Below are 15274 nucleotides of genomic sequence, written 5' to 3'. Positions count from 1 at the left end.
TGGATATGATATATGCAGACATAGACGCAACAACAATTACATACAAAGATAAGTAAATCCGGACATAACAAAGCTGTTCCATACTGCCCTGAGAATATTTTTTTCAAAAATAACTGTTTTAAATGCATCTAGTGTAGGGTGCTGCGCAATAATACGATATGCGCCATCTCCGAATATTTCTGTTTCAGGTTTAAATGATGTGACCAGAATCCAGAAGAATGGAAATACTGAAATCAGCAAAAAAGCAATAATAAAAATCCAGCTTACTACTTTAAACGTACTTACCTTTTTCATCCTTTCTCCCCTCCTTAGTCGTTTCCCATGACATCTGCCCCAAGTACTTTTACATACAGGAATGCAATAATTGCTACTACAACAAACATTCCCATAACAACTACAGAACTGTATCCATAATTACTCTGGTCAAACATCAGCTTATAAGCATAAATAGATAAACTCTCTGTTCCATTTCCAGGACCGCCACCTGTCAGGATTGCGATCAGGTCGTATACACGGAATGCATCCAGTGTACGGAATAACAAGGCAACCAGAAGGCTTGGTTTCACCAGTGGCAATGTAATCTTAAAGAATGTCACCACCGGACCTGCACCATCAATCGCAGAGCTTTCATAAAGGCCTCTGTCAATAACCTGCAGGCCTGCCAGCAGAAGAAGTGCCATATATGGAGTTGTTTTCCATACATCTGCAATAATTGCAGCACTCATCGCCCCATGAGAGGTCAGAAGCATTGCAGACTGACTGTTTATAATTCCCAGTTTATTAAACAGAAAAGAAACAATTCCATAACTTCCATCATACAGATAACTCCAGATCATAGCTGATACTGCTGTGGGGATTGCCCACGGAATCAGCGCAACCGTACGGACAAGACCGATTCCTTTCATTGCTTTATTCATAATCAATGCCAGAAGCATTCCCAATACCAGCTCAATTCCTACTGAGATCACTGTAAAAATCAGTGTATGTCCCAGAGCTTTCCAGAAACGGGTATCTTTGATCAGATTCCCATAAGCCTTCAGGCCAATAAAATTAGACTTTACAATACATGTGTCCATTTCATCTAAAATCTCCGGTATTTTGTCTTTATTATAGAACTCTACATCCGGATATTTATCATAAAGTGCAGTAATATCTGTTCTGAGCTTTTCTTTAAAAGCAACCAGTTCATCCTTTTTATCAGAAGAAATCTTCTCTGTTCCCTTTGCATTTTCATATTCACTCATTACGCTGCTGACTGTTGCCTGGATTTCCTCTACTGCTTTCTGATCCTCTTCTGACATTAAAGTCTTATCATCATCCAGAAAATAATTGATATAATTACAATCCTCATAGAACAGCTCTCCATTAAAACGTTCTGACAAATAGAAGCTGTTTGCGGTCTGATCATTAATGCGATAATCAAAAAATGTATACATAAAGGATGTTACAATTGGATAGATAGAAAAAACACCAATAAAAATCAAAAGCGGCAGAATAAACAGAAACTGCTTAAAGGTCATTTTCTTAACCATGTTTTTCTCCTTTTCTCTGCAAAATTGATATCTGAAAGTTCAAAAGGACTGTCTGACAAACCGGACAGCCCTTTTATTCACTGAAGTTTTTATTTTCCCTCTGTGTCCAGTAAAGTCTCTATCTGATTTACTGTATCATCCAGTTCAGCCTCACCAGATAAATATTTGTGCATAGCAATCTGCAGATTATCAGATAATTCCTGATAATTGTCAGAGCTTGGACGGGCAATCGTATTATTTAATGCTGCAATAAATCCAGGATTTTCCAGAAGCTTGTTTCCTTCTTTTACTTTTTCATCATCAGCTGCTGCAGTCCATCCGGGAGCACTTCCGCTTCCAGCTGCATAGATCACCTGTCCATCCATGGAAGTAAGGAAATCAAGGAATGCCCATGCGCCATCTTTATGTTCACTGTTTGCATTAATTGCTGCAAGCCATCCACCGATACAGGATCCATTTGGAAGAGGTGCAATATCTATCTGATCCTGATGAACAGCAGTCTCATCTGTAAGGAGTGCCCATGCATATGGCCAGTTTCTTGCAAAAACACAGTCTCCATTGACCATGCTGTTTGCGGTCTGATCTTCCTGATATACTAGAATATCTTCCGGAGTCGCGTCAGAATCAACTGCTTTCTTCATTAATTCCAGGCCACCCTTGACATCATTGAAATTATTTGTCCATTCATTTGCATTACATACAAGTCCTTCATACTGATTAGCCTGGAATACAAGTCCGGTCTTTGTTCCTTCCTGACCTTTGTAGTTCTCTGCCATAGTGATCAGATCATCATATGTATAATCTCCACTTACCAGTTTGTCCGCATCTTCCTGTGAAACAATATCTTTGCGGAAAAATAATACACCATAATCCGGATTAATAGGCAGTGCATATGTTTTCGCACGATAAGTTCCTGAATCAAGAGAGCCTTTATTATATTCAGATGCCTTTCTTCCGGATTCTTTCATATATCCATCCAGTGCTTCCAGATATCCGGCACCTGCCAGATCGCCAGCCCAGGCAGTATCAATAGAAACTACATCATATTCAGAACTTCCGGCAGAAAAAGAAGTAGTCAGCTGACTCTTTTCCTGATTTGAATCATTAGGAGCAACCACAATGTTTACTGCGTATTTGTCCTGACTTGCCTCAAATGCATCAATTACATTCTGCATAACATCCATATGTCCATCATCTGCTCTGAAAAAATTAATGACTTCACGTCCGCTGTCATCTTTCTCCTCTGCCATTACCGGAACTGTTATTCCTGCTGCCATAACTGCACACATAACTAATGCTAATACTTTCTTTCCTTTCATTTTGATTACCTCCTGCTATCTTCCCTTAAAATCATTGTATTCTCTATAGGTGTTGCGCAACACTTAGCTTGTATTTATAATAGCATCTATTCCTAAAACGCGCAATAGGTGTTGTGTAACACCGTATATTTACATATTGTTATTCTATTGTTTTTATACATTTTGCACAATCGCATAATTATTGGCCCAACAACAGTCCGCTTATGTCAAACAGTAAAAAAGCCTGAAAACACGAAAAATATATTTCATTTCCCGCATTATCAAGCCTTTTATTTTAATTCTGTTTTCTGGTACTGTCACGAATCACTAACTGTGTGGGAAGAATCACTTCCTTTTTTCTTACCTCTTTTCCCTCAATAAGATCAATAAGCATCTTCACTGCCTCTTCCGATTTTCTCGGAATATCCTGATTAACTGTTGTCAGGCGCGGATATAGCATTGTCCCGTAAATATTATTATCGAAGCCTGCAATTCCTATATCATCCGGAATTTTATACCCATCCTCCTGAAAGCTTCTCATGACTCTTGCTGCCAACTGATCACTTACACAAAAAATAGCATAATTTTTGCCACAAAAGCGTTCTAACTCTTTTAAACGTTTTCTCCGTTTTTCTGAATCTGCAGGATCTACATAAATATGATATTTCGCCTGATATTCCCGTCCATTTTTCCTAAGTGCCATTTTGTACCCTTCTACACGCACAAGCTCTGCACCTTTGGCGGTTTCTTCCATCAAAACCAGGATTTCCTCATAACCGCATTGAAATAAATAATTTACAAGATTATAACTTCCATTTAAATCATCCAGTCCAATATTATAAATATCCGCATCCTGTTTTCCATATGTATCAATTCCAACCACCGGACAACCGTCTACAAGATTTCTTAGTTTCTCATAATCTTTCTGCGCAAATGTAACTGTAATGATCCCTGCCACACTCCACGATGCAGACATCTGGAAAATTTTATCCAGATCCATTTCTGCATACAAAAGCATATAATATCCCGCTTTACGCAGTTCTCTTTCTATAATTCCCACGATTGTTCCATAGAATGGGTCTGCAATGGTTGTATCTTCATAAACTTTTGTTGTATGAATCACCACACCGATCAGCCTGGTCTTTCCCCTGGTCATTGTCTCCTGGGCCAGCTTCGGGACATAGTGGTTTTCTTTTAACGCTTTCTGAATACGTTCCACATTTTCCTTGGAAACTTTATTAGTCCTTCCGTGAATGACATTTGCAACTGTAGTCGGACTAACCCCTGTAATATTTGCTATATCCTTAATCGTAACCATATCTTCCTCGTTTACTTTTTTATTATTATATGTTTTTTCACCATTTTTTTCAATCCATGAATGTTCTATACAAATGTTATTATTCCATAAATTGTTTTGGTATGAATACGATCTTCAGAATTATGTCAGTTTGTGGACAGTTGTCCCTTTTATAAATACTGGCTAAACTCAACCTTCTCTTTATTCGGTCCCTCAATTGTAAAGAACTTTACTCCGTTTTCCCAGAAGGGAAGAAAATGAACGGTATCGTTGGTTGTATTTAATCCTGCCTGATTAATCATTTCATATACTTTTTCAATATCTTTTACATCAATCGCCATATGATCGATGGCACCGGCTTCCATCTTAGCTGCTTTATTCTCATATGTCTCAACAACAAGTGTATTTAATTTCAGAAAAGCAACCTCTTCATCTGCTTCCTCATTTACTGTACGAAAAGCAATTTCAAATCCCAGAGCCTTATAAAAATCAATGGTTGCTTCAATATCATTGGTCGGAATTCCAATATGCTGAATTCCATTAAACTGTTCTTTTAAATTCATTTTCATTTTCCTCCTGAAAGTCAGTTATAATATCCATCTGATGAAAATCATCCAACATATTTATGTATTGTTGCTCTTACAGCTCCAGGTCCTGCAATCATCTCACGGAACATATCCTCAACCTTCTCTCCCACACCGTCTTTGTAAAGGTCAGTGAAGAACAGACGCTCATTGGAAAGAATTGGTTTTAACTGATCTTTAAATGTTTCAGGTTTACCTACAACAATATCTTTAAACTGTTCCTGCAGTTCCTCATTCATTGGATCCGGTGCAAGTTCAAATTTATTTCCTTCATCATCTACACCAAGCATATATCTGAGCCATCCTGCAATTCCCAGAGGAATAGCTGTCAGTCTGGAAGCATCTCCGAATTTCTGTACATATGCTTTGATTGTTTCGCCGAAACGGATGCCAACCATCTGAGATACATCTACTGCCAGACGAAGGTTGGTGTCTCCCAGATATTCATTTGGAAAACGATCGTTAAAAAGCTCATCAACAAATGCCTGGGGAGAAAGGATTCCAGGGTCAGCAACTACTGGAAGACCTTCATCATAAGCAATCATACGTGCCATTTTCATCATATCTTCATTTGTATTAAGCATATGCGCAAACAGATCATATCCAAGAACTACTCCCAGCGGACCTGTAGCAGAATGAACCGGATTCAGACATACTGTTACTTTCATACGTTCAGAAAGGTTAACTGTATTTCTGTCTGCCATATATACACCGAAACCTTTTTCCAGAGCCGGACGTCCGTTAGGGAAGCTGTCCTCTATTACCAGATACTGTGGTTTCTCAGCATTGACAAATGGTGCAATGTATGTCTTCTTACCTGTAATCACCGGCTGCATGTTCTCAACCCCCAGCTTCTCAAGGTCTGCTGCAATCTGCTCGCTTGGACGAGGTGTGATCTTATCGATCATTGTCCATGGAAAAGCAACTACTTTCTCATCGCTTACATAGTTCACAAATCCCTCATCAACAAATCCTGCTTTCTTCCACTCTTCTGTCATTGTCAGTACTGACTCGCGAAGCTTTGCACCGTTCTGTGAGCAGTTATCCATGGAAACCAGTGCGATCGGATATTTGCCTGCTTTATATCTTTCATAAAGCATTGCAACCAGAACTGCCATGGCACCAGCCGCTTTGTCCGGACCATTCTTAATATCTGCCTCTACAAACGGGAACCATGTTCCGTCAGCTTTCTGTAATGCATAGCCTTTCTCTGTAATCGTAAAGGAAACCATCTGCAGGGATTTGTTTGTGAAGATTTCTTTCAGACGTTTCCACTGTGCTGTATCAGAAGACTGTGCCTTCACTGCTTCCGCAAGAGCTCCAATCACTTTATATTCACGTGTACCATCCCCATGCAGGATTACACTTAATCCCAGATTGTCATATGGATCATAAATCTTATCTACTACATCATAATCAAAAGTTTCCACACAGGTAATCCCACGGTCCAGCACTCCCTCTTCCAGAAGACCATCTGCAATTCCACCGATGAATACGCGGAAAATATTTCCGATACCAAAGTGAACCCATACCGGATTCTCCTTTGCTTTCTCAGAGGCAGTCTCTACATCATAACCCGGAAGAGCGATTCCCGCCTTTTTCCATGCTTCCTGTTCCTTGATTCCATTGATTGATAATTTCATGTTATATCCTCCTTATTTGTCTTATTCGATACTTATTGTTTGTTATTATGTTTTTTACTTACGTTTATATCTTAACTGTAAGTTGAGTATATATCTTTTATTTTAAAAAATCCATTGACAGAAATTCTAATTTTCAAACAACTTTTTTGTCTATTTTACTATAGTGTGCTGACAAATTGATGTTGCTGATCGTGCCGGATATTTTTATTGTTTTTTTTTCGTTCTATGCTACAATAAAACTGAAACTTAACATTATCTTGTAACATAATCAGGAGAATATTATGAGTGAAAAGGGATTGACCAACATTAGTCTCAAAAAAATAAATAAATCAAAGGTCTACCAGTACATTTACAGAAAAAAAACGACCTCCAAGCTACAGATCGTTCAGGAACTGCAGATGGGTTTATCCACTGTCAGCCAGAACCTGAATCTTCTGGAGCAGGAAGGTCTTATTGAAAAAAATGGTTTCTTTGAATCCACCGGTGGAAGAAAGGCAAACGCCCTTCAGATTGTATCAGATTTTAAAATTTCCATTGGTATCGGTATTTTAAAAGGAATGTTTCATATTACCGCTGTAGATTTGTATGGAAATGCTTTCTATACAGACACCATTCCGCTTCCATATTCCAACACACCGGATTACTATAAACAGGTTACTGACGCAGTAAAGGAATTCATCTCATCGCGCCAGTATGACAATGACAAAGTTCTTGGTATCTCCATTGCCACACAGGGTATCACATCCCCGGATCATACCACTGTACTGTATGGAGATATCATGAATAACGCAGGCATGAAACTGGATGATTTTTCCAGATATCTTCCATGTCCCTGTTATCTGGAACATGATTCGAAATCAGCTGCGTTCCTTGAATTATGGAATCATCCTGAGCTTGACAGTGCTGTTATCATCCTGCTGAACCGAAATCTGGGTGGCGGCATCATTACCAATCATCAGATTCATCAGGGGATCTCCATGCACAGCGGAACTCTTGAACATATGTGTATTAATCCCGACGGCCCACTTTGCTACTGTGGCAGCCGCGGCTGCCTGGAAACCTACTGCTCTGCTAATGCACTGGAACAGGCTGCTGGTATGCCTGCCAAAGAATTTTTCCCTCTTCTGCGCGAAAAAAAATCTCCCCAGATCATACAGATCTGGAAAGATTATTTAAACCATCTGGCATTTGCCATGAAAAATCTTAACCTTGTTATTGATGCACCGATCATCCTCAGCGGATATCTGGCACCTTATTTTACAGAAGAAGATATTGAATATCTGGCAGAGCATCTCCATACAGCCGCACCATTCATACTGGATAAAACACGGATTCTGGTCGGTACCAACGGACAATATACACCGGCAATCGGAGCGGCTCTGCATTATGTAGAGAAATTTATTCAATCCATTTAACTATAGCAATCCTTATAAATAATGCAATCAAGACAGTTCAGCAGAGTGCGAAAGACAAGAAAGATATCTGATGCAGGACTTCACACTATGATGGGCTGGATTGCTTGCATTATTTTATGGAATTGCTATAGATTGCTATAAATCAGATAAGCTTCCTACTCTTTATATTTTTATATATCTCTGATTTCTGCTATTCGGTTTATCTGGTAATGTCATTTGGATCAAATTCATCTCAAGTGCGGGTTGCAAATAATTTCTGCGGAATCCATCTCTGGACTTTAACCCCAGTTTTTCCATAAGTGTTTTTCTTGTATAAGGCGTATCATACTCCATGATTTCAAGCATTTTCCTGACAGTTTCTGAAAACTGTTCATTTTCTTCATTCATCTGAAGCGAAATATCTTCCAGAATCCTGTCTATCTGTGACAACATAAACTCTATAAAAATGGTAGATTCTCCTGAAACATGACATCTGGCAATCGCATCATAATATTCATCCTGAAATTTTTCAATCCGACTTTCGATTGGAATAAACTCAAATACAGGTTTCCATTTAGCTAAAATCGCAGTGTGCCATAATCTTGCCATTCTTCCATTACCATCAGCAAATGGATGAATAAAGACAAACTCATAATGAAATACACTGCTCATAATCAATGGATGAACACTATTCCTTGATTTCTTCATCCATTCAAACAGTTCATCCATAAGCTGCGGTACAAATTGCGCCGGAGGTGCCATAAAAATGCATTCATCTCCATTAAAAACTCCCTCTTCTCCATGGCGAAACTCCCCACATTCTTCCACAAGATATTTTGTCATAATCCCATGAAATTTCTTTAAATCTTTTATACTATAGGGATTAATTTCCGAAAGGCTTTCATACGCCACATATGCATTTTTAACTTCCTGTATTTCTTTCTGTTCCCCCAGTACAAGCCTGCCATTGATTACATCCCTGACCTGCCCCAGAGAAAGAGAATTCGCTTCTATTTTCAAAGATGAATGAATAGATTTAATTCGGTTATTCTTTCTCAGGTGCGGTTTTGTTTCCAGACTGCTGATTGCCGTGATTCGCCCTATTTTTTCAGAAATTGAAGACACATATGATAATATCTCATTTGTTATTGTAAATGGCGGTTTATATTCTCCCACAAAACACCTCCAGAATTTCCGTCATCTTGCACACTATCTTGCACACTTTTTTGCGTACTTTCTTCTTCAGGATAGATTCCGTCTACTTCAGTGCTGTCAGAATCCCCATTGCATTGTCGTAATCTTTCTCTCCGACCAGGATTTCATACAATGTTTTATCTGTTCCGAAGTTCCCACCCATGCTGCGGGCAGTTCCCCTGCCCGGGGCTGTCATTTTTTCTTCGTGGTTGACTCTCTTTGTTTTGTATTTGATTTTCTCTGAATCTAAGGCTTTACAATACTGCTCATATTTGTCTCTGGATGCACCGAGATAAACTGTTCTGCTGTCGAATAACATAATTAATTTCTCCTCCTTTGGGGTGTTGTTTTTACAAAAATGATCCTGTCTGCTGGCTTCTCAGCCTGCACACGCAGGAGCGTATTCGAAAAATCATTCCCACCATCTGCATGCACGGCAACTATAATGAAAAAAACAGCAGACATCCGTTTCCAGATCATCTGCTGTCATTATATCATATATATTTACTGCTTTGTAGTATAAAAGTATTATTCTACTTCTTCCGGTTCCATGCTTCGCATGTGTTCCTCGTTCTTTACGATTTCATACTTCTGGCGATATTCCTTGAAGTATGTATAATATTCCACGCTGTCAGATGGGTAAATCTTGGAATCATGGATATGCATATCCGGATTCTCGTCCCCACTCTTAAGGAGAGCTACCATTGCACTTGCACAATGTGCTGCAATACGGTTGAAGCTGTTGAGAATGTCTGTATATACAGTTCCCTCTTCCAGTCCGCAATTGCCGTTACTCAGACGCTCTACATGATGCATCTTCAGCTCATTGCATAAGGATGTGATAATCATTCCAAGAGGTGCAACTCTCTGTGCCATCTCTTTGTCATCATTGAGGAATGCACGACAGGTAAGATTGATCTCCTCACGAACTGCTTCCATTACTACATTCAGCTCATCCCAGGCTTCCTGTGAGAAATTAGTGTGATTATCATGCATTTCACTGGACATATAGGCAATGTAGGATGCATGGTCACCGATTCTCTCAAAGTCATTGATGGTATGAAGATAAAGGGATGCCTGCCTTGTCTGGGCACTGTTCATCTCATGCTTTGTGAGCTTCATCAGATATTCCCCAAGACGGCTTTCGTATTTATCGATCAGGTTCTCTTTTCTCTGTACCTTATCAAATTTATCCTGCTGATATTCATTCAGAAGATTCATGGCACGGTTGACATTCTTGCGAAGCTTCCTTGCCATACCGCTCATGGCACGATGACACTGTCCAATAGCAAGTGCCGGATAATTCAGAAGACGTTCTTCCAGAAGATCAAAGTCTGCTTCATCTTCCAGTTCCTCTGCACTGTCTTTTACAAGCCAGCACACCAGCTGCTCAATCTTCGGTATGAACGGGAAAAGAACACATACTGTTGCTACACGGAATACAGTATTCAGTAAAGCAATTGCAACCGGTGACATAATCATATCCATAAATCCGAAATGCACAACAGCATTTACAGTGTAGAAGATCACTGACCAGAGGATAAGACCAAACAGGTCATTGATCAGATAAACAAGTGCTGTACGTTTACCATTCTTATTCGCACCGATTGCTGAAATCAGAACCGGACAGGCAGCACCTACACCGATACCAAGAACAATCGGGAATGCACTGGAGAATGTCAGGATACCTGTTACAGATAACGCCTGCAATACACCGACTGTGGCAGATGCACTCTGCAGCACTGCGGTAAATGCAATACCTACCAGAATACCTATCAGCGGGTTGGAAAACATTGTCAGCATGTTTGTAAATGTGGGGCTGTCCTTTAGTGGTGAAACAGCACCGCTCATTGTCTGCATACCTGTCATCAGGATTGCAAAACCAAGCATGATATTACCGATATTTTTATGCACGGAACGCTTACATGCCATGCGAAGGATAATACCAATAATCGCTACTACTGCTGAAATTGTTGCTGTAGATAAAATCTTCGCAATTCCGTTCTTTCCGTCAATATAAGAAAGACAGAGGATCCATCCGGTAATACTGGTTCCGATGTTGGCTCCCATGATAATACCGATGGCCTGTTTCAGTTTCATCATACCTGAGTTAACAAAACCAATGACCATAACGGTTGTGGCAGAAGAAGACTGAATCACGCTGGTAACACCAGTACCCAGAGCAACTCCCTTCAGCGGTGTGTTTGTCATTCGATACAGGAAAGCTTCCAGCTTATTTCCGGCAACCATTTTCAGGCCGTCGCCCATCAATGACATACCGAACAGGAATAACGCTACTCCGCTCAGTAATGACAATATCATTGAAAAAATTCCCATTATTTTCTCCTTTGTCGTCTGCCTGATTTCCCACCTCATCTCAGAAAATCGGCGCATAATGTAAGCAGGTTATTTTACCTGTCTCTAATCAGAATTTAACCTGCCCTTTACTTTTCCATTCTTATTATGTCACGTTCGGGAGATTATTACAATAATTGTTTTTTCAAAAATTACATTTTTTCTATAGCGTTTAAAATGCTGTCTTTTTTTTCCTGAATTTTTTTGCAGTTTTCATAAAATTTTCCGGCATGCTCCAAAATATATCAGAACATGTCGAAAAATAACATACAATAAATCGGACAGTAAAGAAGGAGCTGTCTATTTTCAGGACAGCCCCTTTCCTCAAATTCCAGTATTAAAATCAATTGGTTATTCACAATCCACTTCACTGCTTCATTTTATTATCTGGGGGAGTTGCTATAGTTCTACATACTACTGCTCATTGCCGCTCCTGTCGCAGCTTCCTCTTCACATTCTGCCAGAACAAGTTCTGCCTTGAACATATCCTCAATAATTTCACACAGTACCGGATTTTTTCTCAGTCCATTCCCTGAACCAATCATGCGCCTGATCTTTATACCGATTCCATTCTGAATAGTCATATACATCTGATACAATTCTGTACTCATTCCCTTCAGAACACCATAGCAGAAATCTTCAGGTGTAAAGTTTTCAGAACTTACCTGAGTAATACTGCCGCTTTTTTCCGGATTCACCCGCGTACCGTCAAATGTTGTTTCAACTTTAATCTTTCGACTTTCAGTTCTTTCACTATTCAGGTCTCTCCCTGTTCTTGCCATCTTTTCCATTACTTTGTATAATGGCTGATCCTGCCCTGTCGCTTCTTTTACAATTTTTCGGAAAAACTGTTCCAGAAGCGCATATGCCTTGCCGCCACACAGAGATGCTCCTGCAAGCAGATACTTCCCATTCAGGAAAGGTCTTGCCTCAATTCCATCTCCTGCAAAATACTGACTGGAAAGAACAGAAATCTGTCCGCCGGTTCCCATATTGACCAGTAATGTATTCTCCTCATCACCTGCTGCGCCAAGGAAGCTTGCCTGGTTGTCTCCGATTGCAGTTGTAACTGTCCGTCCTCTGTATGTACCCAATTTTTCTATTTCAGTACAGACATCCGGCAGCCAGTTTACGTCCACTCCCATTTCAGCCAGTTTTTCTTTTTCAAAGCACATCTTACGGCTGTCAAAGAATCCCAAACCTGCCGCATTGCTCACATGTACCAATGGTTTTTTACGCTCTGTCAAATGCATTCCAAAATAATCCATGATCGTACAGAAACTCAAAGCCGAATCCGGAACCAGATTATGTCTGATATTATAAATATGTGTGACAAGCCCATACCCTGAAGCAGCATGGATTTTGCATCTTTCCCAGATTTCTTCTGTTAAAGGAATCTGATCCCCATCGCAGATACTTCCTCTGGCATCCTGCCATGTATATAACGGACTGACACAATTTCCTTCTTTGTCAACATAGACAATTCCATGCATCTGCCCTGTGAGCCCAATCCGCTCAACATGCGGATACTTCTCCAGGAAATAATCCAGCAGATTCACTGCTCTTTCTACAATTTCTTTTGCATACTGTATTCTTTCCCATTCATTTCCGGTTTCGATAAAGCAACCGTTCTCTACAGTTTTTGCCTCCAGAATTTTTGCCTGTCCGTTTTCCTCTTTTTCCAGAACAACACCGCTTATCGTTGTTGTCCCAATGTCAATCCCCGCCGTTTTCACAGTCCAAACTCTTCTGCCAGTTTCTTAAACTCCGGCAGGGAATTAATAATAGTATCATAAGATACACAATAAGCCAGTCTCACATAACCCGGGCAGGCAAAAGAACTTCCCGGAACCATGAGAATATTATATTTCTTTCCAGCTTCGCAGATTTCTTTTTCATCTGCTACCGGAGATTTCACAAAAAGGTAGAATGCGCCTTGCGGTTTAATGCACTCGAATCCGCATTCTTTCAATCCGTTATACAATGCCAGACGGTTCTTGTCATATGCAGCTACATCCACTTCTGCATCTACACATTTGGCAATCACCTTCTGCATCAGGGATGGGGCGTTGACACATCCGATGGTACGGTTGGCAATAGCCGCAGCAGTGATAAGTTCTTCACTGCCATCTGCTTCATCCGGAATTACCAGATAACCGATACGCTCTCCCGGAAGGGACAGAGATTTGCTGTAAGAATAGCCAACAATGGTGTTGTCATAATATTTTGTCAAATACGGAACCTCTACACCGTCATAAGCCAGCTCTCTGTATGGCTCGTCAGAGATCAGATAAATCACACTGCCGAATTCCTGCTGTTTTTTCTCAAGAATTGCTGCCAGCTTCTTAATGGTTTCTTCGGAATATACAACACCAGTGGGGTTGTGAGGTGTATTTACAATCACTGCCCTTGTCTTTGCCGTAATCTTCTGCTCAAACTCCTCAAGATTCGGCTGGAATGTGGTAGTATCCGGAGAGATTTCCACAAGCTTGCCATCAAAATTACGCACATATGCACCATATTCCAGAAAGTATGGTGCAAAAACAATCACTTCTTCCTCAGGATTCAGGATTGTCTTGAAAATCACATTCAGACCGCTGGCTGCTCCAACTGTCATAATCAGATTCTTTGCCGCAAATTTAGTTCCAAAGCGGCGGTTCAAAGATTCTGCGATCGTCTGGCGCACATCCTCAAATCCCGCATTACTCATATAACCATGAAGCACTGTCGGCTCCACTTCGTTCACCAGATCAATAATAGCCTCCTTCACACACTCCGGTGCCGGAACACTGGGATTCCCAAGACTGAAATCATAAACTTTGTCCGCACCGTAAATGGCTCTGAGACGATTTCCCTCCTCAAACATCATACGGATGGCTGAATTATTTTTTACATAAGGTTTCATTTTTTCTGCTATCATAACACATTCGCTCCTGTTCAAATAATCCCGGCAAACCACCGAAATTCAGAATAATATTGCAACTGTCCAATTTCTCTTGCAGTGCATAATTTATCTTTATTTTAACCTTATCATGGTAAAGTGTCAATGTGCGACAATATACTATATTCCATCTTTTTAGCCGAAGTCAAGTAAGTCCCCTGCTTTAATTGCGAAAAGCAATAAGCAGGGGGTGGGAACTTGCTTGTATCAGAAGGAATCTTTGCGCTCCTCCAGTAACAAAATGTCAATAGTTTTTTAATCACTTTTTTCAAAAAAGGCAAAAAGAATAGAACGTATAGTTAATTTCCATACGCTCTATCTCACATTTCATATTAAATTTTTGAATTCTACAAACTGGAATCTGTCTGTTAATTTGAAACAGATGTAGCACTTACTTTCTTGTCGATAACAAAATATGTAACCACCATTAAAATAGAAATTATCAAACCAATATAAAACTCTGGGAATGCAAATCTAATGCTTTTATGGATACTTACTTCGCCCGTTATATTCATTACGTGCCATGTGAAGAACTTATATATCTCAGAAACAACAATACCAATTGTGCCTAATGCACCTAAACTTTTGCCAACAACCTGTTCCTTGAAGGGAAACCATACACCCACAGCAAACAAAATAACAGACACCATTCCAATGGGATTGAGCAAATTTATTAAACCTGTGATTTCCTGTACGCCTTTTAGCCCACCATATTGATTAAGGAACATTGGTAATAAACTGATAATAAATGCTATTGATAGAATAATTTTCTTTTTCATATAATCGCACTCCTATGTCTGCAAATTATGCTTAAACGGAATGCCAGTTCCGCTACTGCGGAACTGCTATTCCATTTTTAACGGTACGAAGTACCGCTAGATGATATCATTCTGTTTCACGCATATTTATACCGTTCATCTCCAGACGATATGTATGATGTTTATCTGTGATTCGTGTAAGGCACGCATCAGCGTAGGTATTATCAGCAAACATATCAAACCATGTACTGACTGGAAACTGTGAGATGACTACAGTT

Annotated in this window: 13 protein-coding genes and 1 pseudogene; 1 reads left to right on the top strand and 13 read right to left on the bottom strand. The window is 39.9% G+C overall.

Going from position 1 to position 15274, the window contains the following annotated elements; translation table 11 throughout:
* Nucleotides 1–36: 36 nt before the first annotated feature.
* The 6 genes from AC075L_RS00520 to AC075L_RS00495 all read right to left on the bottom strand — a co-directional run bounded on the left by AC075L_RS00520 (nucleotide 37) and on the right by AC075L_RS00495 (nucleotide 6354).
* Nucleotides 37–294, bottom strand: coding sequence for a hypothetical protein (locus tag AC075L_RS00520; RefSeq protein WP_476387009.1), 258 nt, complete (start codon nucleotides 292–294; stop codon nucleotides 37–39).
* Nucleotides 295–308: 14 nt separating this feature from the next.
* Nucleotides 309–1532, bottom strand: coding sequence for a carbohydrate ABC transporter permease (locus AC075L_RS00515; RefSeq protein ID WP_270434707.1), 1224 nt, complete (start codon nucleotides 1530–1532; stop codon nucleotides 309–311).
* Between the two features lie 89 nt (nucleotides 1533–1621).
* Nucleotides 1622–2851, bottom strand: a complete 1230-nt coding sequence (locus AC075L_RS00510; protein WP_118331182.1) for an extracellular solute-binding protein — start codon at nucleotides 2849–2851, stop codon at nucleotides 1622–1624.
* Nucleotides 2852–3125: 274 nt separating this feature from the next.
* Nucleotides 3126–4148 (bottom strand): LacI family DNA-binding transcriptional regulator, encoded by a 1023-nt coding sequence (locus AC075L_RS00505; protein ID WP_118331183.1) that lies wholly within the window; start codon nucleotides 4146–4148, stop codon nucleotides 3126–3128.
* 149 nt (nucleotides 4149–4297) lie between these two features.
* Complete coding sequence (locus AC075L_RS00500; protein WP_022381321.1) at nucleotides 4298–4690, bottom strand: VOC family protein; 393 nt, start codon at nucleotides 4688–4690, stop codon at nucleotides 4298–4300.
* 47 nt (nucleotides 4691–4737) lie between these two features.
* Nucleotides 4738–6354, bottom strand: coding sequence for a mannitol dehydrogenase family protein (locus AC075L_RS00495; protein WP_270434706.1), 1617 nt, complete (start codon nucleotides 6352–6354; stop codon nucleotides 4738–4740).
* A 281-nt stretch (nucleotides 6355–6635) separates the two neighbouring features.
* On the opposite strand from AC075L_RS00495, the gene AC075L_RS00490 reads away from it, so the two are divergent.
* Nucleotides 6636–7769, top strand: a complete 1134-nt coding sequence (locus AC075L_RS00490) for an ROK family transcriptional regulator (RefSeq protein ID WP_118587136.1) — start codon at nucleotides 6636–6638, stop codon at nucleotides 7767–7769.
* 162 nt (nucleotides 7770–7931) lie between these two features.
* Here AC075L_RS00490 and AC075L_RS00485 read toward each other — a convergent pair whose 3' ends face one another.
* The 7 genes and pseudogenes from AC075L_RS00485 to AC075L_RS00455 form a co-directional block, all read right to left on the bottom strand.
* Nucleotides 7932–8924, bottom strand: coding sequence for a Fic family protein (locus tag AC075L_RS00485; RefSeq protein WP_476387008.1), 993 nt, complete (start codon nucleotides 8922–8924; stop codon nucleotides 7932–7934).
* An 82-nt stretch (nucleotides 8925–9006) separates the two neighbouring features.
* Nucleotides 9007–9261: a hypothetical protein gene (locus AC075L_RS00480; protein WP_022380782.1), complete on the bottom strand. Its 255-nt coding sequence runs from the start codon at nucleotides 9259–9261 to the stop codon at nucleotides 9007–9009.
* A gap of 209 nt (nucleotides 9262–9470) precedes the next feature.
* Nucleotides 9471–11279 carry a Na/Pi cotransporter family protein gene (locus tag AC075L_RS00475; RefSeq protein WP_008706243.1) on the bottom strand — a complete coding sequence of 603 codons (1809 nt, stop codon included), beginning with the start codon at nucleotides 11277–11279 and terminating at the stop codon, nucleotides 9471–9473.
* A 425-nt stretch (nucleotides 11280–11704) separates the two neighbouring features.
* A complete protein-coding gene (locus AC075L_RS00470) occupies nucleotides 11705–13033 on the bottom strand; it encodes a sedoheptulokinase (protein ID WP_476387007.1) in 1329 nt (442 codons plus the stop codon).
* Nucleotides 13030–14217, bottom strand: coding sequence for a pyridoxal phosphate-dependent aminotransferase (locus AC075L_RS00465; RefSeq protein WP_476387006.1), 1188 nt, complete (start codon nucleotides 14215–14217; stop codon nucleotides 13030–13032). The genes AC075L_RS00470 and AC075L_RS00465 overlap by 4 nt, the downstream gene beginning before the upstream one ends.
* Nucleotides 14218–14606: 389 nt before the next feature.
* The gene (locus tag AC075L_RS00460) at nucleotides 14607–15017 is read right to left on the bottom strand and encodes a hypothetical protein (RefSeq protein ID WP_008706239.1); all 411 of its coding nucleotides are present in this window, start codon (nucleotides 15015–15017) and stop codon (nucleotides 14607–14609) included.
* Between the two features lie 106 nt (nucleotides 15018–15123).
* Nucleotides 15124–15274, bottom strand: a pseudogene (locus tag AC075L_RS00455) (DNA replication protein); the annotation flags it as partial.

Source organism: Blautia sp. ZXY-1-B12, assembly GCF_056339915.1.
The sequence above is the reverse complement of the archived record's forward strand: the minus strand, read 5'-3'. Positions and strand labels throughout refer to the sequence as shown.